The organism is Geobacter pickeringii, assembly GCF_000817955.1.
GTDB lineage: Bacteria > Desulfobacterota > Desulfuromonadia > Geobacterales > Geobacteraceae > Geobacter > Geobacter pickeringii.
Map to the genome: position 1 here is coordinate 632,058 of NZ_CP009788.1, position 20,450 is coordinate 652,507.

Sequence of the window (20,450 nt, forward strand, 5' to 3'; positions counted from 1 at the left end):
TCAGGAGCTAGCCATGAACGGAATGACAATGAAAATCTGGGCCGTGGGCGCAGCGGTGTTCATGATGGTGGCGTCGGCATGGGCGATCGATGCGCCCCACGAGGTTGACTCCGTCAAAGGATACACCTGTTACAGTTGTCATACCGTCCAGAACACCCTGGGATCGAAAGGGTTCAACAACGTCTGCCTCTCCTGTCATACCCCGTCGAGCATCCCGTACGGTTTCAAGAAGCCGTTCACCATGGCCGACTTCGCCAACCCGTTCCGCACCTACACATCCGTCAGGACCGGTGTCCTGTACCAGACCTCCCACAACTGGATCGGCACCGACACCGTACCCCGGGCCGGCGCGCTTCCGCCAACCATCGCGACCCTCAACAAGGCAAACATGCTCGGGACCATCGTCTGTGCCCGCTGCCACAGTGTCCATGCCGCCTACTCATCGGCGTATAACAGCAAGCCGTTCCTCCGGGCGCAGAACGGCAACGACGCCATGTGCCTCGACTGCCACCGGCCGCGGAACACCACGGACCACACCAAGGGGACCCACCCGGTCACCGTCAACTATGCCGCCCGGGCCGCGGCGCGCCCCACGGAATTCTACGCCACGCCGCAGAACGCGAATCCGGTCAACCCGACCTCGGCCATGAAGATCAGCGCCGCCGGCCAGGTGGTCTGCACCACCTGTCACGGGGTCCACTTCACCGACTCCAACAGCCGGACCTTCCACAACGCCTCCAGCGCCCGGATGGGTCAACTCTCCTCCGCCAAGGGGAGAAGCGCCGGGATGCTGCTGCGGACCGACATGTTCGGCGCCACGGTAACCACCATCAATATCTGCACCAACTGCCACAAGTCCACCGACAACCCGGCCAACACCACCGCGCGGGTCAAGAGCCACAACGGCAGCAAGAACCAGAACGTGCAGTGCGCCGCCTGCCACGGTGGCCACGTGGATGCGGCCGACGGGACGACTCCCAACGTCTTCCTCGTGAACCGGTACATGAACATCTCCACCCAGTACGGCGCGGTCCGGAACAAGAAGGTCATGTTCCAGTACACCTCGGCGACGCTGAAGAACTACAACAAGGATGCCACCGGGGTCTGCCTGGCCTGCCACCCGACGCTCCCGAGCACCATCAGCACGCACTTGACGAGCACCAACGCCGCTGACTGCAACACCTGCCATGTCCATTCCCAGGGGTTCTCGGCCAACTGCACCCTCTGCCACGGCTTCCCTCCCCAAGTGAGAGCGGGGAGCGGCCCCTCCGGTTACGCCATCGATAACTCCAAGCTGTACAACTACTCCACGTCGGGGGTGTTCAAGTACGAATCCCTCACCCCCCACATCAGCCACGCCGGCGGCGGCAGCTACTACTCTTACTCCTGCAACGAGTGTCACCAGGGAAACACCCACGACAGCGGCAATTTCCAGCAGGTGTTCAAGAGCCCCGCATCCCCTCTGGCGACCATTGCCTCCCTCAAGGGGGGGACGCCCACCTACACCACCACGGGCGCCGGAACCTGCAACAACGTCTACTGCCACAGTAACGGCGCGCCGACGGGCGGCGTCATCGCCTGGAAGAGCCAGCCGACCTGGGCCAACGGCAAGGGGACCTTCATCGGCGCGGTCGGAGAGTGCAACAAGTGCCACGACGCCACTCCCGCCACCAACGCCCATACGCGCCACCTCTCCGGCGGCACCACCGGTAAGAGCTACATCTGCGTTAACTGCCATTCGGCCACGGTGAACAGTACCGGCACCATCATCAGCAAGACTATGCACGTCAACGGGAACAAAGACATCCTCTTCTCCGGGACCATCGGCACCCAGGCCCTCTCCGGCTCCACCTGCGCGAACCTTTACTGCCACAGCAACGGCAAAGGGGCCGCCCCCTTCGTTGCTCCGGTCTGGACTACGCCGTCCACCGGGCAGTGCAACTCCTGCCACAAGGCGACCGGGGCCACGGCGATCGACACCTACGGCCACACCGCCCACCTGACGGCAACTTATGGCCCGAACTTCGGGGCCGTGGAGAGCGCCTGCAGCAAGTGCCACGTCTACACCAATGAATTGGCCGCGACCCACGTGAACGGCACCGTCGATGTCCTGTCCACCAACTGCACCACCAACTGCCACAAGCAGGGGATTGTCTGGACCGGCGGCCGGGTCACCTGCGAGAGCTGCCATACCGCCCCCTACTCGGTCATCAACAGCCTGACCGCGCCGTCGAAGCCGAACTTCACCTCCTCAGGCCATGGCCAGGCATTCACCAACTACACCGCGAGCCGCCGCTGCAACAGCTGCCACGACGCCAACAGCGCCCATATCTCCCTGGCCCTCGGCACCTACAAGCGGATCGCCGTCAACGACAACACCCTCTGCTTCGGCTGCCACAACAACGCGGCCACGGTGCCGACCGTCAGCAAGGAGAACGTGACCACCCACGCCACCGCCAGGGGGGTCTACAACATGGACTGCAAGGTCTGCCACGACGTCCACGGCACGAGCAACATCAAGATGCTGCGGACCACCATCACCTTCGGCACCCTGACCTCCACCATCACCTATACGACCCTCGACAGCTTCGTGCAGCTCGTCCCCCCCTACCGCGGGGTCTGCCAGACCTGCCATACCCAGACGAACCACTACAAGCGCGGCATCAACGAGGGGAGCAACCACCCGACATCCGGCTGCCTCAACTGCCATTCCCACAAGGATACCTTCGCCTTCAAGCCGAAGGCCTGCAACTTCTGCCACGGCTACCCGCCGGCGCCCAAGGGCTTCGTGCCGACCCAGGCCAACTACTCCACGGCCAGGCTGGAGAACTACTCCGGCGGCGGCGGCGCTCACGTGAAGGCCGGCCACATCCTGACGAACGTCCGGCCGACCCAGGGCTTCTCGCCGTGCCTCGTCTGCCACAACGGTGGATCATCCACCCATATCGGCAGGACGGCGATATTCAACCCAATGACCTCGCCCACAACGGCCCAGAAGAAGGCGAACACGACGGTGAAGGTCGATCCGACCTACCCGTTCAACGCCACCAAGGGGCAGTGGTATCAGCAGCAGACCCCGGCCAACACCGGGAGCTGCTGGAACGTCAGCTGCCACTTCCAGGCGACGCCGCGGTGGTCGAACGACAAGTAATGGTGAGGATTGCGCGGCAGAGGGGCGACTCGCCCCTCCGCCTCCTCGATGCTATGACGATAGAATGGGGATGTTCATGAACAGAAAAGCTCTGAGCATTTATTCCTGCTGGTTTTGGGGAGCCGTTCTCCTCGTGCTTGCCCCGATGTCGGCCCAGGCGATCCAGTGCTACCAGTGCCATGGCACGACGGCGACCTCTGACTACCGGCCGGTTGATGCTGCGTACCGCAACCTGACGACCGGCGGCTTCCTGGGGAGCCACCGCACCCACATGGCGACGGGGGCAACCCCCACGGTCTGCACGCCGTGCCACGGCGGGCGGGTTTCGACCTACACCACGAGCCACCGCAACGGCTTCATCAACCTGACGAGCAACGTCAACGGCTCTCCGGCCAAAGGGCTCTACAGCAAGGGAACCTCCTTCGCCCAGAGTGCCACGCCGACCCTGGGGACCTGCTCCAGCGTCAACTGCCACTTCGAGACGGCTACCCCCACCTGGAGCAGCACCCCCTTTGCGGCCCCGGCCGACTGTAACCGCTGCCACGGCGCCGCACCGGCCGACGGGAGCCACCCGGCCACCAGCGGCTCCGGCAAGAAACACGGCGACTACTACGGCACCACCACCTCCTCCTGCGCCAAATGCCACCCCGACCACACCGCGGAGGCGACCCCCTTCTCCCACGCCTCCAGCGCCGGCAACCGGGGACTGTTGGTACGGTTCGCGGCGGCGCCCAACAACGGCGCCGGGACCTACGGCGGCAACGTCAACTACCCCAACTATCTCCCGAGCCAGGCTCCGCCGCGCAACGGCAGCTGCCGGGGGCTCTACTGCCACAGTAACGGCAGCCGCGGCTTCGCCCCCTACACGAGCAACACCACCGCCACCTGGGGAGGGAGCCTGACCTGCACCGGGTGCCACAAGGCCACCGGCGACTACATCAACACCGGCAGCCACTACGCCCACGTCTTCGGCGGCGGCACCTCCTACTCCCAGATCAAATGCAGCGTCTGCCACGCCGCCACCGCCGCGGCGAACATGACCATCACCAGCGTCGCGCGCCACGTCAACAACCAGGTCGACCTCGCCTTCGCCAACAGCTCCAGCGCCGCCAACGGCAGCTACAACGGCGCCGTGGCCAAACCGGCCTCCCCCTCGTCCAAGGCCGCCGGCTCCAGCTACGCCAGCTGCCAGAACGTCTACTGCCACTCCACCGGCCAGGCCGACGGCGGCGGCTGGCCCCCGACCTACACCACCCCCACCTGGGGAACTGCCAGCACCGGCAAATGCGGCACCTGCCACGGCACCACCGGCAGCGACACCCACGGCGGCTTCGCCGGCGCCATGGTCCAGCGGCGGATCTCCTCCGGCAGCCACAAGAAGCACCTGAGCCGGGTCTACGGCATAACCGACCTGGACATGAAGTGCGCCATCTGCCACGCCTACGACAAGACCGCCTTCACCAGCAGCACCGCCACCTGCGGCCCGGTCTGCCACGTCGCCAGCCAGCCGCAGAAGCACGCCAATTACGAGATCAACGTCAACATCGCCAACTACTTCGGGGCCACCGCCAGCTACAACGCCGCCAGCCTCACCCCCGGCACCGGCTACAGCTCCTGCAGCAACGTCTACTGCCACAGCGACGGGAAGGCGACCCCCACGACCTACACCACCCCGACCTGGGGGAACGCCGCCAGCGGCGCCTGCGGCACCTGCCACGGGGTGACCGCCGCCGCGCCGCCGGCCTCCACACCGCACACGAAGCACGTGGGGAGCGCGTTCCCGTACCGCTTCGCCTGCGCCGAATGCCACAACGGCAAGGTCCAGGCGACCGCCAACGCCACCACGGCGCCGGCCTTCGTCAACTCGACCAGCCACGTGAACAAGACGCGGGACGTGAAATTCGACCCGACCAACCCCTTCGGGACCTACTCCTCGGCCGTCACCAGCTGCCGCAACCTCTACTGCCACTCCACGGGGAACATAAACGTCGCATCGGCAAACCTTCCGGCCACCTACGGCGGGAGCGTCTACGCGCGGCAGGGGTGGAGCGGGACGGTGACCTGCACCTCGTGCCACGGCCGCTCCACCAGCAACGGGATGCCGGACTACACCAACGCCGGGGGGGCAGGCTCTGCCACCGCCAACAGCCACCCGAAGCACGTCACGAGCAGCAACATTCAGTGCGTGGAGTGCCACGAGAAGACCACGAAGAACGGCACGAGCATCCGGCCCACCATCCCGAGCTATCACGTGAACAGCGGGCGCAACGTCTTCTTCAACCTCTCGGGGAACAACGCGAGCGGCAGCTACAACGGCACTGTCGGCCAGAAGAACTGCTCCAATACCTACTGCCACGGCGCCGGCACGTCACTTTCCTGGGGGGGGACCACCTACTGCAACTCGTGCCACAGTGCCAATGACGGCACCAGCGGCGGCGGGGGGGTCAACAACTGGGGGACCGGCGTCAGCGCTCACACGCTGCACGTGGAAGACACCACCACGCTGCCGTGGAAATACACCAACTACTCCACGGGCAACCTGAGCGGCAGCACGACCACCTACCGCTTCGGCTGCGCCTCCTGCCACAACCCTGCCCAGGCGACCCACGTGAGCGGCTACGCCAGCAGCCCGTACCGGGCGCAGGTCTTCTTCGGCTTTACCGCACCGGGGAAGAAGCCCACCTACACCTATACCGGCACGGCGGGAACGGCTGACAACGGTTTCGCCTGGTCCAACGGCAATACCGTCTGCAACCAGACCTACTGCCACTCCAATGGCGCCGGGGGGGCAGGGGCCGCCGTTACGTGGGCAACCACTACCAATTCGGCCACCAACACCCGCTGCAAGACCTGCCACAACTACACCGTGGCCAGCGGCTCTCCCATGGCCACCGGCACCCACAGCAAGCACATCAACAACGCCACCTACAACCTGAGTTGCCGCAAGTGCCACGGCACCACAACTGCGGACGGCACCTCAATCACCGACAAGACCAAGCATGTCAACAAGTCGGTCAATGTCGCCTTCAACAACAGCACGACCGCTGTGAACGGCACCTACAACGGGTTAGCCTCGCCGACGTCCAAAAACCCGGGGTCCGCCTACGCCTCCTGCACCAACGTCTACTGCCACAGCAAAGGCACCTCGACCACACCGTCCGCCGCGCCTCCCAACGTCACGCCAACCTGGGGGAGCACCCTCAACACCACTTGCTCCGGTTGCCACGGCAACGACAGCAGCGCCGCCTTCCAAATGGGGACGGTGGGGAGCGTCGCCCACGCCAAGCATGTGCAGACCTACGGGTTCGGCTGCGTCAAGTGCCATGCCGCCACGGTCTCCGACAACCGCACCATTAAGAACTACGCCAACCACGTCACCCGCCAGGTGAACGTCGCCTTCAACAACACCACCACGGCGGTGAACGGGACCTACAACGGTTCGGCCACCCCGACAACCAAGCTCCCGGGCTCGGCCATGGCCGCCTGCGGCAACACCTACTGCCACTCCAACGGCACCTCGGTCGCCACTACCGTAATCCCGGCAAACACCTCCGTCACCTGGTCCACCGCCGGGCCGCTCCCCTGCACCTCGTGCCACGGGGCAGGAGGCACCACCGGTGCCCCCTATTATTCCAAGCTGATGCAGGTGCCTGCCGCCTATTCCGGCGGCACGAACTGGACAACTCCCGGCGATGCGCTGCAGGGGAACAAGACCTTTGCAACCTACGCCGGCACCACCCAGGACGCATTGATACTCACCAATGTCGGTTATACGACGGCCCAGGTGGCGGACACCGACACCGTGACCGGGATCACGGTCATTGTGAAGGGATGGGCCGCGTCCGGCACGACGCCGGGCAACCAGCTCAATGTCCAGCTGACCCAGAATGGCACGACGGGAGTCGGCACCGCAAAGGTCGTCTCGTTGCCCGGAACCACCTCTGCCGCCGATGCCGAGGTCTATGCAACCACCACCGCCACCGATCTCTGGGGCACGACCTGGACCCCGGCGCAGATCCGCGCCACCACCTTCGGCGTTATCCTCAAAGACAACGACACCATCAGCAGCCAGCTCAACGTCGATCTGGTCCGGATCATCGTCCACACGAGCAAGGCTCCCAAGATGAACAACCACTCGTCGGCCCGCGGCCACCGGGTCGCCACGTGCGACATCTGCCACACCAGCGTCACCTACAGCGGCGGCGTCTATACTCCCAATGCGGCCCTGCATGTTAACAGGTCATACAATGTCCAGGCTGCGCTCGGGTACACCTTTGCCACCAACGGCGGCACCTGCTCCACCCCCGGCAACGGCTGCCACGGCCCGACCTCGGGCAAGTGGGGGGGGACGTTGGGGTGCGTGGACTGCCACAACAAGACCATCACCCGCACCAAGGGGCGCCCCGGGACAACCCTGGCCAACGTCGTCGCCGAATTCGGCCTCGCCTGGGGGCACAAGAAATCCGGCCGCAACCCGGTCACGGATGACGACTGCTGCGTCTGCCACCTGGAAGGCAACGGCACGACCAACAAGCCAAGTGCCTATCACCAGGACGGCAACATCGATCTGCGCGACCCTGATGGGGCCGGGGAGACGCCGATTACCGACCTGAACAACAACCCCTGGACCTTCCAGCGGTTCTCGACCTCCTACGCTGCCGGCTCGCATACCTCGACCGCCAACAACACCATCACCAACATCGTCACCCGCAAGTTCTGTCTCGCCTGCCACAGCGCCAACGGTGCCACCAACCCCACCGCCCGTTCCAATAACGGCGGTACCGGCACGGCGACCATGCCGTTCGGCGGGATCAACCTGGGGGCGAACTACACCGTGGCCAACGGCGCCGCCGCGGCCGGCGGCCTGGTCAACGTCTTCAGCCAGTTCTCCTCCGGCAACTCGTCATACCACCCGGTGCGCGCCCCCCTTAACCGGGACTTCCCCACCGCTGCCCGGATGAACGATCCCTACAAGCCGACGGGTACCCGGGGGACGTCAGGCACGCTCAGCAACAGCGTGATCATCAACTGTTTCGACTGCCACAACCAGTCCGGTACGCCGCTTACGCTTCGTACCATTGTCGCCCACGGTAATGCAGTGACTCTCCGTGGTTATCCGGTAGCAATGAGTGGTGGCAGTCCGTTTACCGCGAGCACTACGCCGGCTGCCGCAAATACGCCGACGCTCTGTATCGTCTGCCATGCCGGTTATGACACTCAGGCCCCCCATGGGGCAGGCTCGGCATGGCAAACCAACATGGATGGCGGCATGGCCCCGTACGTGGAGTATGCCTGCAACATCTGCCACAGCAGCAACATTGCCACTCCGGTCGTACGACCGGTCAGGGCAATGGATAGCCATGGCGTTAATGTGCTGCCAACAGGCGGATTGGCACTGCGCAGCGGGGGTAGATGGGCAACGACAGGTAAACCCGTTGCGTTCATTCGGAACACGTATGTAATTGATGACCATGCCCCGAAGAAGGTCGGCGCAACAACCTATACCACAACATGTATGAGCGCGTCAGGGACGACAAATCCGAGCTATTGCGGAAATCAGGGAACTCAGACTTACACGGTCGGTGGAACCTATTAAGGGGAGTTTGTATCCGATATAATCAGAAAGCCCCGCCTGTGTGGACGGGGCTTTTTTTAGTCACCATAGATGCGAGGTTCTACGCATGACATGTCGGTTCAGGATGGTGGTGTTAGCGGTATGTGTCGCAATTCTGGCGGGTGGGTGCAGTCGCAGGGATGCTGAGAATTCTCACGCGTCACGCAAATCCACGAGCGGCAGTGTCCTGGCCACCACAATGATTCTGGCGACGATTGGCGATAATGAAAAGCCGGTAACAGTCAATATGCCATCCGGCCCTGCATATCACGCCCCGTTAACAGCACAGCTCGAATTCATCTTCAGTGAAAAAGGTGGCGGGGTTGCCTATGTAATTGAAAAGGCCGGCACTTCCCGCGTCGTGCACAACGGTGTTGCCGGCAAACCGTACAAGACTGTCGGTACGGTGGTCTTAAGCCCGGACGGCAAACGCATTGCCTATGGCGCGCTGGTGGACGGCAAGTGGCGTATGGTTGTGGACGGCAAGGAAGGGGCGCCGTTCAATACGGTCAAGTCGCCCCTGTTCAGCCCGGACGGTTCGCACCTGGCCTATCAGGCAATGGCCGGTGAACGGTGGCATATCGTGGTGGATGCCGCGCCAAATGCGGGCACGCCGAAACGCTATCTTTCCCACGAGTTCAGCGGTGATTCCTCACGGATCGCCTACATTGATGATGTGGACGACAAAGCCACAGGCAGGCTCGTTGTCAGCGACCTGGCATTTTCAAGGCAGACGGTCGTTGCAACCGGCGTGTTGTCCATGCAGCTGAATGCTGATAAAACTAGAATCGCGGCACTGAGCACCAGCAACGGCACGCAGAGCGTGATGGATTTCACTTTCGACAAGCCGGAATCCGTCAGAAAAGGACAGCCGTATGAAAATGTCCAGGGTTATGCCTTCGGTCCGGATGGTGCTGCGCTGGCATACATCGCGATACGTGCGGGCAAGCCGCTGATGGTCATGAACAGCAAGGAGATGCCCCTGCCGGACGGGGTTATGGCAAACCGGCCAGTGATTCACCCTGACATGAAGGTGGCCGGATCGCTCATGTTCTTGAATGGCACAACATACCTGCAGGAATTGCCTCAAGGCACAAGGGAAAGCGGCTATGAAACAGCCGAGAGCCTTGTCTACAGCAGTGATGGCCGCTATCATGCATATGCAGCGAAGAAGGGCGAAAACTGGTTTGTGGTGGTGAACGGCAAGGAGGGGCCGGCATTCGACCGGGTGGTTACGCCGAAGTTCAGCCCTGATGGCAAGTACCTGGTTTATCGTGCCCGCAAATCAGGCAGGCGCTTTGTAGTAGTCGCGGATGCAACAGGCAAGACGGTCAAGGCTCATCCGGAATATGAGCAGGTGTTCGAGGTGCAGTTTACCGCTGACGGAAAATCGATCGCCTATGGGGTCAAGGACGGCCAGAAGCTGATCTGGATGGTGGAGGCGCTGTGATTTGCCGCCGCACAATATTTCTGCTGATTCTTTTCGCATGGGCAATGCCGCGTTTCGCATCTGCTTCGGATTTGCCGGTCTGTAGCAATCGCGTAATCAACGAGGTTACCGCACGGGTGGGATGCACCGTCGGCGATGCCAGATGCTGGCTCACCAATGGCGGGTTTTGCACCGACTATGTGGAAAACAAGGCGCGGCGCGGACAAGGCGGCAAGCAGGCCCAACTGAAACCGATCGAGCCTGGCGACGTAAAAAAAGGTGATATTGCCCAGTTTGCCTCCCGGGCCCATTACTCGTATGTGGAGAGTGTGGTCAAGGGGAAGGATGGAAAGCCGGTTGCGGTGAACCTGTCCGAGTATAATTACGGCACCTGCCTGGTCGACGAGCAGAGCATGGTCACCGACAAGTACAAGGTGATCAACAGGAGGATGGCGGTGCCGCTCAGTGCGGTAGACGGCGGGTTCCTGAGACCCCGGTGATGGAACGCGGCATATCTGTTTTCAAAGGTATCAGATGAACGAATTTGACACTCCACCCGGGATCGAGCCCGAACACTATCCGATCGAGCCCCATTACCACCCCCTTCACAAGATTCCCCGGAAAATCTATGACTTCCTGGCCTCCGCGAAGCTGGCCATGGTTCTCCTCGTCGCCATCCTGGTCTTCTGTGTGGCGGGTGTTACCCTCTACCGGGGGGCGCGGGCCTGGGAGCTGATTTTCAGCACCATCTGGTTCAACGGCCTGCTGGTGCTGCTGGTGGCGAACATCGCCTGCTGTTTCTTCGGCCGGATCTGGCACCGGCGGCTGACCCTGATCACCCTCGGCATGATCCTGTTCCACCTCAGTTTCGTGGCGATACTGGGGGGGGTCGTGTATAACAGCCTCTTCTACTTCCGGGGGCTTATCCGGCTGACCGAGGGGGAGGTGCTCCCCAGCGGCGATCCCCAGAGCTATGACCAGATCGACAAAGGGCGGTTTTTCAATTTTTCGCGGCTGAAGGGAGAGACATCCCTCATAAAGATGCACGCGGGGTACACGGTCGGGGGCGAGGACAAGCGGGCCGCCTACGAAGTGGCGGTGGGCGAAGAGGGTGACCGGTCCCGGGGAATCATCTACATTACCCACAAACTGACCCACCGGGGCTTCGATTACTTCAACGACCGGGAAGGGTATTCGCTGCTGGTCACCCTTGCCGACCGGGAGGGGCGGGAGCTGTACGGCGCGCATCTGCCGCTGCAGAGCATCCGGCAGAGCAACAACAGTTACTACTACACGACCGGCTACAAGGATGGCGGCACGGTGAAGGCCGGGGCCATCCTTTTTCCGTATCCGCCGGAAAAGCCCCGCTTTGCCCTGCAGGCGTCCTATCGGCCGTCGCCGTTGAAGGAGCGGGGCGGAGAGGTCTGGTTCCAGCTGTTCCCCCTCGACAAAGGGGGCGGGGTGCAGGGGGGGGCGCCGGTTGCCGAGGGAAGAGGGGGCGTCGGCGATCGGATTGCGGTCGGCGACTATATCCTGTCGGCCCGGGAGGTGCGGTACTGGGTCGTCATGCAGGTGCGCCACGAGCCGGGCAAGCCGGTGGTGTTGACCAGCCTCTGGGTTGCGCTGGGGGGGATGCTGCTGACGACGGTCGGGCGGATGACGAGGCGCAGCGGGAGCGCGAAGGGGGCCTGAGTTCCTGCTTCGTTGACAAGCCGTGGGAGGTTGTGCTCTGATGGCACTTTATTCCGGGAGGAGGCGTTATGAAACCTGAACTCGTGTTTTTCTGGGTAGCCGTGACCTTGTATGGCGTCAGTACCTTCAGCTATATCTTCGGCTTGATCGCCAGTCAGGAAAAGCTCTTCACCTTCGGGCTGTTCAGCGCGCTCGCCGGATTCGTCCCCCACGTAATCGTCATCGCCATCCGCTGGGCGGCCACGGGGATCAGCCCCTTCATCTCCATATCGGAGTCGCTCATCCTCGGCATGTTCATGACGGTCCTTCTCTTCCTGATCCTCCAGTTCAGCACGAAGAAGGTGCGCCCCCTGGGGGTGCTGGTGATGCCGGTGACCTTCGTTCTCATGGGATGGGCCGGCACGCTCATGAAGGAGGTGGCCTCATCCCTTGCCCCGGCCCTGCAGAGCGGCTGGATCTGGGTGCATATCGTCGGCGCCTCCGGCGGCTTCGCGTCGGTCCTGATCGCGGCAGGTTTGGGGCTACTCTATCTGCTGAAGGAGCGGAATCCCGGCGGGGCTCTCGCGAAATTGCCGGATTTGAAGGGACTTGACAACCTTTCCTACCGCTTCGTGGCCGGCGGGTTCATTCTCTACGGGATGATGATGGTTTCCGGTTGCTTCTGGGCAAACCAGGTGAAGGGGACCTACTGGAACTGGGATCCGGTGGAGGTCTGGTCCCTGGTCTCGTGGCTCATCTACGGAATCTACCTCCACCTGCGGGTGACCTTCGGCTGGCGCGGCAAAAAGCTTGCATGGTATGCGCTTGTCGCCCTGCTTGCCATGATCGTCAGCTACTGGGGGATCCCGTTCACCGTGGAGACTTTTCACAGCGGATTCAGGATCGAACATTGATGTTGAAGCGTACGATGATGCTGGTTGTGGTTACGGGAACCGTGATGCTGCTTGGTACTGCCCACGGGTTCCTCGGTCTTGACGGTCCGAAGCGGGAACTGACGGCGAATTCGTCGGGGAACGGCGCGCCGGGAGGCGGGGGCTTTTCGCACGGCAGCGGGAGTGGCGCCACGGGCCCCGCCCAGGGGATGGCTGCCGTCATTCAGGACGCCACCCTGCGGGGGTACGCGAAGGCGACAATCGGCGAGGCCTTCGGCAGGTACCGGTATTTGAAGAAGAAGGAGTGGAGCGAAACCAGGGGGGCGCGGGGGACGTTCTACGTCGACTTCGTCGGGTTGTCGCCGGCCGGCTGGTTCGACTTTACGGCGAGAAGGAACGGCATTGCGTCGCGGGGAATCGAAGTGAAGTTTGTTGTGCATCCCGATGGTTCCTACGAAGTGGGGATGGTGTCGAAGGTCGTGGTGAAAACGGACGGCAAGACGTACCGCTACCCTCAGGCGGATGTCACGAGCATCCTCGATGCCGTGTATGCAAACAGGGAGATTGGCTATTAACCGTCAGCCGCCGCTGGTTGAGGGATAGCTGACGGTCAAGGATTTACATGAAACTCTGCATCATCAAGCCCCCCCTCCCGTTCGGCTGGGCGCCCATTGTCCCGCCGATCCTCGAATACCTGGCAGCCCTCACCCTGCGAGCGAATCCTGATATCGAGATCGAGCTGGTCTACGCCAGCGCGACGCCGGACGTCTTCGATACCCTCGAATGCGATCTGGCCGCCATCAGCCTCCTGACGCCGACGGCCGTGCCGGGTTACCGGATAGCCGACACGCTGCGGGTACGGGGGATCAAGGTGGTGTTCGGGGGGATCCACGCCTCGGCCATGCCGGAGGAGGCCAAGCTGCACGGCGATGCGGTGGTGATCGGCGAGGCCGAGTCGGTCTGGCCCACGGTGATCCGGGATTTCCTCGCCGGACGGCTGAAGCCGTTCTACCAGGGCGAGCGCATCCCCCTGGACGATCTCCCCACGCCGCTTTACGGGATGCTCAAGGGGAAGGAGCAGTTCCGGATCGTCAATACCTCCCGGGGGTGCCCCTACAACTGCACCTTCTGCTCGGTCAAGCCCTTTTTCGGCCCGCAGATCCGCTTCCGCCCCATCGACGACGTGGTGCGCGATGTGGCGGCCATGGCGGAGAAGATGTATATCAACGGCGACGAGAACATCTGGTGGGAAGGGACCGAGCAGCGGGCCATCGACCTCTTCACGGCACTGAGGGGGAGCGGCAAGAAATGGATGGGGTTCGGCAGCCTGCGGCCGGTCCTCTCATCGGCGGGGTCGCGCATGCTGAATGCCGCCCGGGAGAGCGGCCTGCTGTCGCTCTGGGTCGGCTGGGACGCCATCTCGGATGAGGGGCTGAAGGCCTATGCCGCCAACGGCAAGGTCGGCGTCGACCGCGAGCGGGCGGTGCGCACCCTCAAGGACCACGGCATCGACGTGTCGCTCTTCTACATGCTCGGCGGCCGCGACGATACCCTGGACGATTTCAAGCGCTCCATCGAGGTTGCCGACCGGCTGGGGGTGAGCATGCATCCGTCCCTGCTCGTCCCCTATCCCGGCACGAAGCTGCGCGAGGAGTACGAGCCCCACCTCTACAAAGAGCTTGGCTGGGAGTACTACACGGGCGCCTACGCGCTGTTCGAGCACCCCGATCCGGCCATGACCCCGGCGATGCGGGAGCAGCAGTTTTACGAGAGTTCCCTGGAACTGCTCAGCATGCCGCGGATCCTCCGCCACATGTTCAAGATACCCCGCCAGGGTTTTCCCCACGCCCACATCCTGTCGCTCATGTCGCAGGTCCCTGTCCGGAAGGGGATGAAGATCGCCTACGAACAGTGGAAGAAAGACCATCTGACGGTGCAGGAAAAACGTCTTATTCTGTAACGGCAACCGGACCTTTCTTTTCGCGCCTGTCTGGCAGCGCCTGAAGTGCCGGTTTTTTGTTCAGGATCTGCCTGAAATGTGGGGCATTCGCGGTCGATGAGTACGATTCCATCGGGGCGGTGCCATCCTGTCGGACGTTCCGGTGCCCAGGTCCGGAAGGCACTATAATTGCTTGCCATTCACGGTATGACGGCCAGTGCAGGACAGCCGGCAGGATGAAGAGGAGATCATTGCTATGTCTACCAATGAGAGCATCAGGCACCAACTGACCGAGGAGATTCTCGGCATCATCGCCTCCGGCGTCGATGGCGAGCTCCCCACCTTCAATGACTACTGCATGCGGCTCTTTGCGATGCAGTATGAGAACAACGGTATCTTTCGGGAATTCTGCGATCTGAAGAAGGTGCGGCCGGGTGACGTCAGCCGGTGGGAAGATGTCCCGATGGTGTACAACGACGTCTTCAAGACCCACCTCGTGACCTCCTTCCCGCTGGAGAAGGCGATCATGGCAAACCTCACCGGCGGCACCACCAGCCTGACCCAGCGGGGGCGCATCTTCCGCGACGAAGACGGCAAGCGCCTGGTTTTTGCCATAAACCGCATGATGACCGGAGCCTATCTCTTCCCCGATTTCGAAGAGGGGAAGCGCTGCCGGATGCTGATCCTTGCCCCGAGTCCCCAACTCGCCCCTTCCATGGGGATGGCCGTTGGCATGGAGCAGACGCGGCTTGCCTTCGGCACCCCCGACAGCATGTTCCTGCTCGGCAAGTCGGGGATCGACATCACGTCGCTGCTCAAGGCGCTGCGGGAGTCGGAGGCGAGCGGCGTGCCGGTGGCGCTGATCGGGGCGACGGCGGCCTTCGTCTATTTCTTCCAGGCCTGCCGGCGCAAGAAGATGGCCTTCCGTCTCCCGCCGGGGAGCCGCGTATGCGACGGCGGGGGGTATCGGGGGCGTTTCGGGGTCGTGACCCGCGATGACTACTACGCCATGGTGGAGGAGATCCTGGATGTGCCGGAGAGCCACTGCGTCAACGTGCTCGGCGAGGCGGAGACGGCAACCAATCTCTTCGACGACTCCCTGCGCCGCCACGTCAAGGGACTGCCCCTGCGTAAACGCACCCGGCCGATCCCTCCCTGGGTACGTGTCCGCGCCATGAGCGTCGATGATCTCCGCCCCCTGCCCGACGGCGAGGTCGGCCTCCTTGCCCACTGGGACCTGGGCAATATACCGATGGTCCTGTCGGTCATCACCGACAATCTCGGCTACACGACCGACAACGGAGCCGGCTGCGAGATGGTCGGCCGGGCCAAGATCGAGAACGGCAAGGTCTCTCCCCTGCCGGACGAGCGGCCGGTGGGGCCCATGGGCGATTCGGCGATTTTCCGGATGCTTGAGACCTACACGAATTTCTCCATCGAGTTCAAGATGCGGATGGCAAAGGACCCGAAGGTGGCACCGAGCGTCCGCGAGGAGATCGAGGCCCGTCCGGGGTCGGTGGCCTCCTGTCCCCAGGTTGTGGACGAGATCCTCGTGGCGCAGCAGGATGCCGAGGCGGCAAAGCTGCGTGACGAGTCGCTGAACGCATTCAGGGATCAGGCGGAGCGTCCGCTGGAGTGGTACACGGCCCAGGCGGACAAGCAGGAACTGGCGGATCATCCCGCCGGCCTCCAGTCCGAGCGGTCGTCCAAGTCAAGATAACGGGGAACGTCTGTCAAAATACCGATACTGCACGGGCGGGTCGGGAAGGGAGGCAGGAAGCCAATGAAAAAGAGCAGATACCTACGTCCGAAGATTGTGGGAAAAGCGGTGGTTCACCCCTGCTGATTGCCACGGGAATGTCTCGGGAGGCACGGAACGGATCAGGTTCCGTGCCTCTGCTTTTTGGTAGGGGAAACAGGCGATCATGACAATCTTTCAGCGTCTTGTGAATATCGTTGCCCTTGGTGCGCTCGCCGTCTGCGGCATGGTGGCTCCCCCGGGGGCCGTCGCCGGCGTCCTCACCGCGGATACGGTCTGGCAGGGGAAGGTCACCGTCGGGGAGGATCTCCTGGTCCCCGCCGGGGTGACCCTGACCGTGAGGGGCGGGACGACCGTCACGGTGACGGCGGCCGAGAGCACCAAGACCGATCCGGAATACCTCTCGCCCCTGACCGAGATCACCGTCAGGGGACGCCTCGTGGTGGAGGGGACCGCCGGCGCGCCGGTGGTTTTCTCGGGCGAAGGGAAGAAGGCGGGAGAGTGGGCCGGCATCATCGTGGACGGCGGCACCGCCACCCTCTCCGGTTGCACGGTGAGCGGCGCGGAGACCGGGGCTGCCGTCATCGGCGGGACGCTCCGGCTGCACCGGGCCACCCTGCGGGAGAACCGCTACGGCATCGTGGCCGGGGGGAAGGGGTCCGAGGCGACCATCGAGGAGAGCCGGATCGCCGACAACGACTACGGCCTCTTTACCCTGCAGGGAGCCCGCGTCACGACCCGTGAGACGACGATTGCCGGGAACCGGAAAAAGGATGCCTATACGTCCTCTTCGCGGGAGCCGTGGCCGGTGACGGGGTCTCCCCCCGCTGCGGAGCCCCCCGTTGGCAGGAGTTATCGGGACGAGGTCCTGCGGGGAGAGACGATCTGGCAGGGGCGCGTCGTGGTCGGCGGCCTGCTGCGGGTGCCGGAGGGGAGCCGGCTGGTGGTCATGCCGGGGACCATCGTCGAGTTTACGAAAAAAGGCACCAACGGCGACGGCATCGGCGAGAACGGCCTGCTGATCCAAGGGCGCCTCGTGGCCAAGGGGACGGCGGAGCAGCCGATCGTCTTCCGCTCCGCCGAGGCGGCCCGGAAAATGGGGGACTGGGACGCCATCAACATCATGAACAGCGCCGGCGCCCAGAACATCATCGAACACTGCCGGATCGAGGATGCCTACCGGGGGCTCCATTTCCACTTTTCCAACGTGGCGATCCATGACTCGTTCCTCGCGAACAACTACCGCGCCGTCCAGTTCCAGGAGTCGGTGGTCGACATGACCGGCAACACCATTGACGGCAACCGGAGCGGCGTCCAGGGGCGCGATTCCACCGTCCTCTTCGTGGACAACCTCGTTAGCGGCAACTATCTCGGGGGGAATTTCTTCCGGACCAACCTGACCATGCGCGGCAACCGGATCGTCGGCAGCGGCCGGGAGGGGCTCCGGATCCGCGAGAGCGCCGCGTCGGTGCGCGAGAACCTCTTCGACGGCAACCGCTTCGGGATCATGGTGGCCGATACCTATTTCGGAGAGCTGCGCCGCAACAGCATCACGAACAACCTGGAAACCGGCATCTCGCTGAAGAACTGCGACAACCTGGATGTGGCCGGGAACGTCATCGCGGCAAACGGCCTGAACGGCATGAACGTGCAGGACGCCCGGGCGGCCATTGCGGGGAACCTGATTGCCGACAACGGCGAGCGGGGGATCGGCGTCCTCTCCTTCGACGGGACGATCACGGGGAATGACTTCAGCCGCAACGGGCTCTACGCCATCGATCTCGACGGGAAGAAGGAGCTGGACGCCCGGAACAACTGGTGGGGGGGAGACGATCCGGTCCGGGTGGTCCTCGACGGCCGCCGCGACCCTTCCCGGGGGGGGGTGAACCTGGACGGTGCGAGCGGAAAGCCGTTCCCCTTCGCCTGGCCGCTGCCGCTGCTGTCGACCGATATCACCTGGCGCGGAGTCATCACCATCGAGCGGCCGGTGACGGTCCTTTCCGGAGCGACCCTCCAGGTGGCGCCGGGGACGACGGTGCAGTTCGCCCGGGGAGCCGGGCTGGCGGTGAAGGGGCGGCTGCTGGCGAAGGGGACCGCCGGGGAGAGGATCGTCTTCACCTCCCTGGAGCGGAAGGAGGCGTCGGAGTGGGACGAGATCGTGCTCGAATATGCCACGGGGAGCGAAATCGCCCACTGCGTGTTCGAGTACGCCACGTGGGGTATTCACAGCCATTTCACGAATCTTGCCGTGACCGAGTCGCTCTTTGCCCACAACTACGGCGGCATGCGGTTCCGGAGCGGCCCGGTGCGGATCGAGCGTTCGACCTTCGCGGGGAACACCATCGGCATCCGGGCCTACCTCGGCAATGCGGTCATGGCGGAGAACACCATCACCGGTAACGAAACCGGGATCTTCGTCCGCGAGAAGGGGGGCGGGCTCGCCATCACCCGCAACAACCTGGCCGGCAACAGCGGCTACGCCATCCGGGTGGGAGATTTCAACAACGAGGATGTGGATGCCCGGAACAACTGGTGGGGGGGGGACAACCCCGCCGCCGCCATCTTCGACGGCAGAAACGAGCCGGGGATCGGGGTCGTGCGGTATGAGCCGGTCCTGGCCGGGCCGGTGGTGACCGGCAGTGGAGCGAAACCATGATGCGCCTTTGGCTGTTCCTTGTCGGGCTTGCGCTGGCGGCCGCGGTCACGGCCCATGCCGCGGCGCCGGCAATCATCAGAGCCACGGTCCTCGATGTGGCCGGCAAACCGGTGGCGGGGGCCAAAATTTTTGTGTACGACAGTGCCGACACGCGCCGCCCCGCCGATTTCATCTCGCCGGGGTCTGACCGGCAAGGGCGGATCGTGCTCCAGGTGCCGCCGGGGCGCTACTGGGCGGTGGCACGGCTCAAGAAGGACGGCTCGTACGGGCCCCTCATGCCGGGGGACAAGCACTCGGGCGAACCGACGGCGCTGGAGCCGGCTGCCGGGGAAGAGCTCGCCAGCGAGTTCGTGGTGGCCGATATCCGGGACGTGGGGCGGCAGCGGGAGACCGTGGCCTCCGAATCCGTCGTGGTCCGGGGACGCATCGTCGATCCGTCCGGCGCACCGGTTGCCGGGGCCTATGTCTTTGCCAACCGGACGAAAGCAGGGAAGGGAATACCCGAGTTCCTTTCGGCAGGAAGCGATGCCGACGGGAATTTTACCCTCTATCTTCCGGCGGGGGGGCGCTATTACGCGGGTGCGGCCCGGCGGTTCCCCCCGGAATCCGGTGCCGGCGGGCTTCGGGAGATCGTGCCGGAAGCAGGGAAAAGGGATATTGTCATGGATGTGCCGCTTGCGGTACAGTAATTGAATAAACAGTGATGCACGGTTTTTTATGCTTCGGCATCTCATTGAAAGCAGGGTGGATTATGAAAAAAATCGGTTTGCTGGTTATCGCGGGGATGGTTTTCGTCTGTGCGCAGTTGGGCGATGCCTGTGTCGGCAGGACGCTCCTGATCGGTGTTCCCGGCACCGCCGGCGACCGGATGCTGGCGGAGATGGTTTCGACCCTGATCAACGAGCGGACCGGCACCGCGGTGAAGATCCAGACCTACCGGGACGCCAAAGAGGTTTATGAGGCGGTGAAGCAGGGTAAGGTGAACATCATCATTGACAATCCGGAGCATGCCCTGGCGCTCCTTGGCAGGCCGAACGAGCCCAACGGGAAAAAGGCCTACGAGATCGTCAAGGGTGAGTACCGCAAGAAACTGAACCTTGCCTGGCTCGAACCGTTCGGGATGGCCCAGGGATACGCACCGGTCCTGACGATGGAGACCCTTGAGAACTATCCCGCCCTCCCGAAACTCCTGGCCAAGCTTGCCGGCGCCCTGAACGGCGATGCCTATGCGAAGCTCCTCAAGTCGTCCGATACGGGGGACAAGTCGAAAAAGGCGGCGAAGGATTTTCTGAGGGCAAGGAAGCTCATCTGATTTCCCGAGAGTACAGTTCTTGACTG

12 protein-coding genes are annotated in these 20,450 nt (G+C 63.4%); all 12 read left to right on the plus strand.

Features of this window, described 5'->3' with window-relative positions; translation table 11 throughout:
• The first annotated feature begins 13 nt into the window (after positions 1-13).
• The 12 genes from GPICK_RS02930 to GPICK_RS02985 all read left to right on the plus strand — a co-directional run bounded on the left by GPICK_RS02930 (position 14) and on the right by GPICK_RS02985 (position 20,424).
• Positions 14-3,151: a CxxxxCH/CxxCH domain-containing protein gene (locus GPICK_RS02930; RefSeq protein ID WP_039740375.1), complete on the plus strand. Its 3,138-nt coding sequence runs from the start codon at positions 14-16 to the stop codon at positions 3,149-3,151.
• Between the two features lie 76 nt (positions 3,152-3,227).
• Entirely contained in the window at positions 3,228-8,747 is a 5,520-nt protein-coding gene (locus tag GPICK_RS16800) for a CxxxxCH/CxxCH domain c-type cytochrome (RefSeq protein WP_084201476.1), read from the plus strand.
• 217 nt (positions 8,748-8,964) lie between these two features.
• The gene (locus tag GPICK_RS02940; RefSeq protein WP_158414155.1) at positions 8,965-10,215 is read left to right on the plus strand and encodes a TolB family protein; all 1,251 of its coding nucleotides are present in this window, start codon (positions 8,965-8,967) and stop codon (positions 10,213-10,215) included.
• A 116-nt stretch (positions 10,216-10,331) separates the two neighbouring features.
• Positions 10,332-10,694 carry a hypothetical protein gene (locus GPICK_RS02945; protein WP_039740379.1) on the plus strand — a complete coding sequence of 121 codons (363 nt, stop codon included), beginning with the start codon at positions 10,332-10,334 and terminating at the stop codon, positions 10,692-10,694.
• Positions 10,695-10,728: 34 nt separating this feature from the next.
• Complete coding sequence (locus GPICK_RS02950) at positions 10,729-11,886, plus strand: cytochrome c biogenesis protein ResB (RefSeq protein ID WP_039740380.1); 1,158 nt, start codon at positions 10,729-10,731, stop codon at positions 11,884-11,886.
• 68 nt (positions 11,887-11,954) lie between these two features.
• Positions 11,955-12,779 carry a cytochrome c biogenesis protein CcsA gene (gene ccsA, locus GPICK_RS02955; protein ID WP_039740383.1) on the plus strand — a complete coding sequence of 275 codons (825 nt, stop codon included), beginning with the start codon at positions 11,955-11,957 and terminating at the stop codon, positions 12,777-12,779.
• Positions 12,779-13,333, plus strand: a complete 555-nt coding sequence (locus GPICK_RS02960; RefSeq protein ID WP_236685625.1) for a hypothetical protein — start codon at positions 12,779-12,781, stop codon at positions 13,331-13,333. Before ccsA ends, GPICK_RS02960 begins: the two co-directional genes overlap by 1 nt.
• 47 nt (positions 13,334-13,380) lie before the next feature.
• Positions 13,381-14,718 (plus strand): B12-binding domain-containing radical SAM protein, encoded by a 1,338-nt coding sequence (locus GPICK_RS02965; RefSeq protein WP_039740385.1) that lies wholly within the window; start codon positions 13,381-13,383, stop codon positions 14,716-14,718.
• 235 nt (positions 14,719-14,953) lie between these two features.
• Complete coding sequence (locus tag GPICK_RS02970; protein WP_039740386.1) at positions 14,954-16,417, plus strand: LuxE/PaaK family acyltransferase; 1,464 nt, start codon at positions 14,954-14,956, stop codon at positions 16,415-16,417.
• Positions 16,418-16,622: 205 nt separating this feature from the next.
• Positions 16,623-19,112, plus strand: a complete 2,490-nt coding sequence (locus GPICK_RS02975) for a right-handed parallel beta-helix repeat-containing protein (protein ID WP_039740388.1) — start codon at positions 16,623-16,625, stop codon at positions 19,110-19,112.
• A complete protein-coding gene (locus tag GPICK_RS02980) occupies positions 19,109-19,801 on the plus strand; it encodes a carboxypeptidase-like regulatory domain-containing protein (protein WP_144400025.1) in 693 nt (230 codons plus the stop codon). Before GPICK_RS02975 ends, GPICK_RS02980 begins: the two co-directional genes overlap by 4 nt.
• Before the next feature lie 62 nt (positions 19,802-19,863).
• Entirely contained in the window at positions 19,864-20,424 is a 561-nt protein-coding gene (locus tag GPICK_RS02985) for a type 2 periplasmic-binding domain-containing protein (protein WP_039740391.1), read from the plus strand.
• Positions 20,425-20,450 lie beyond the last annotated feature (26 nt).

Coding starts and splice junctions, on each gene's coding strand:
- GPICK_RS02960 (WP_236685625.1), top strand. CDS start 12,779: ATGTTGAAGCGTACGATGATGCTGGTTGTGGTTACGGGAACCGTGATG.
- GPICK_RS02950 (WP_039740380.1), top strand. CDS start 10,729: ATGAACGAATTTGACACTCCACCCGGGATCGAGCCCGAACACTATCCG.
- GPICK_RS02930 (WP_039740375.1), top strand. CDS start 14: ATGAACGGAATGACAATGAAAATCTGGGCCGTGGGCGCAGCGGTGTTC.
- ccsA (WP_039740383.1), top strand. CDS start 11,955: ATGAAACCTGAACTCGTGTTTTTCTGGGTAGCCGTGACCTTGTATGGC.
- GPICK_RS02975 (WP_039740388.1), top strand. CDS start 16,623: ATGACAATCTTTCAGCGTCTTGTGAATATCGTTGCCCTTGGTGCGCTC.
- GPICK_RS02985 (WP_039740391.1), top strand. CDS start 19,864: ATGAAAAAAATCGGTTTGCTGGTTATCGCGGGGATGGTTTTCGTCTGT.
- GPICK_RS16800 (WP_084201476.1), top strand. CDS start 3,228: ATGAACAGAAAAGCTCTGAGCATTTATTCCTGCTGGTTTTGGGGAGCC.
- GPICK_RS02940 (WP_158414155.1), top strand. CDS start 8,965: ATGATTCTGGCGACGATTGGCGATAATGAAAAGCCGGTAACAGTCAAT.
- GPICK_RS02965 (WP_039740385.1), top strand. CDS start 13,381: ATGAAACTCTGCATCATCAAGCCCCCCCTCCCGTTCGGCTGGGCGCCC.
- GPICK_RS02970 (WP_039740386.1), top strand. CDS start 14,954: ATGTCTACCAATGAGAGCATCAGGCACCAACTGACCGAGGAGATTCTC.
- GPICK_RS02980 (WP_144400025.1), top strand. CDS start 19,109: ATGATGCGCCTTTGGCTGTTCCTTGTCGGGCTTGCGCTGGCGGCCGCG.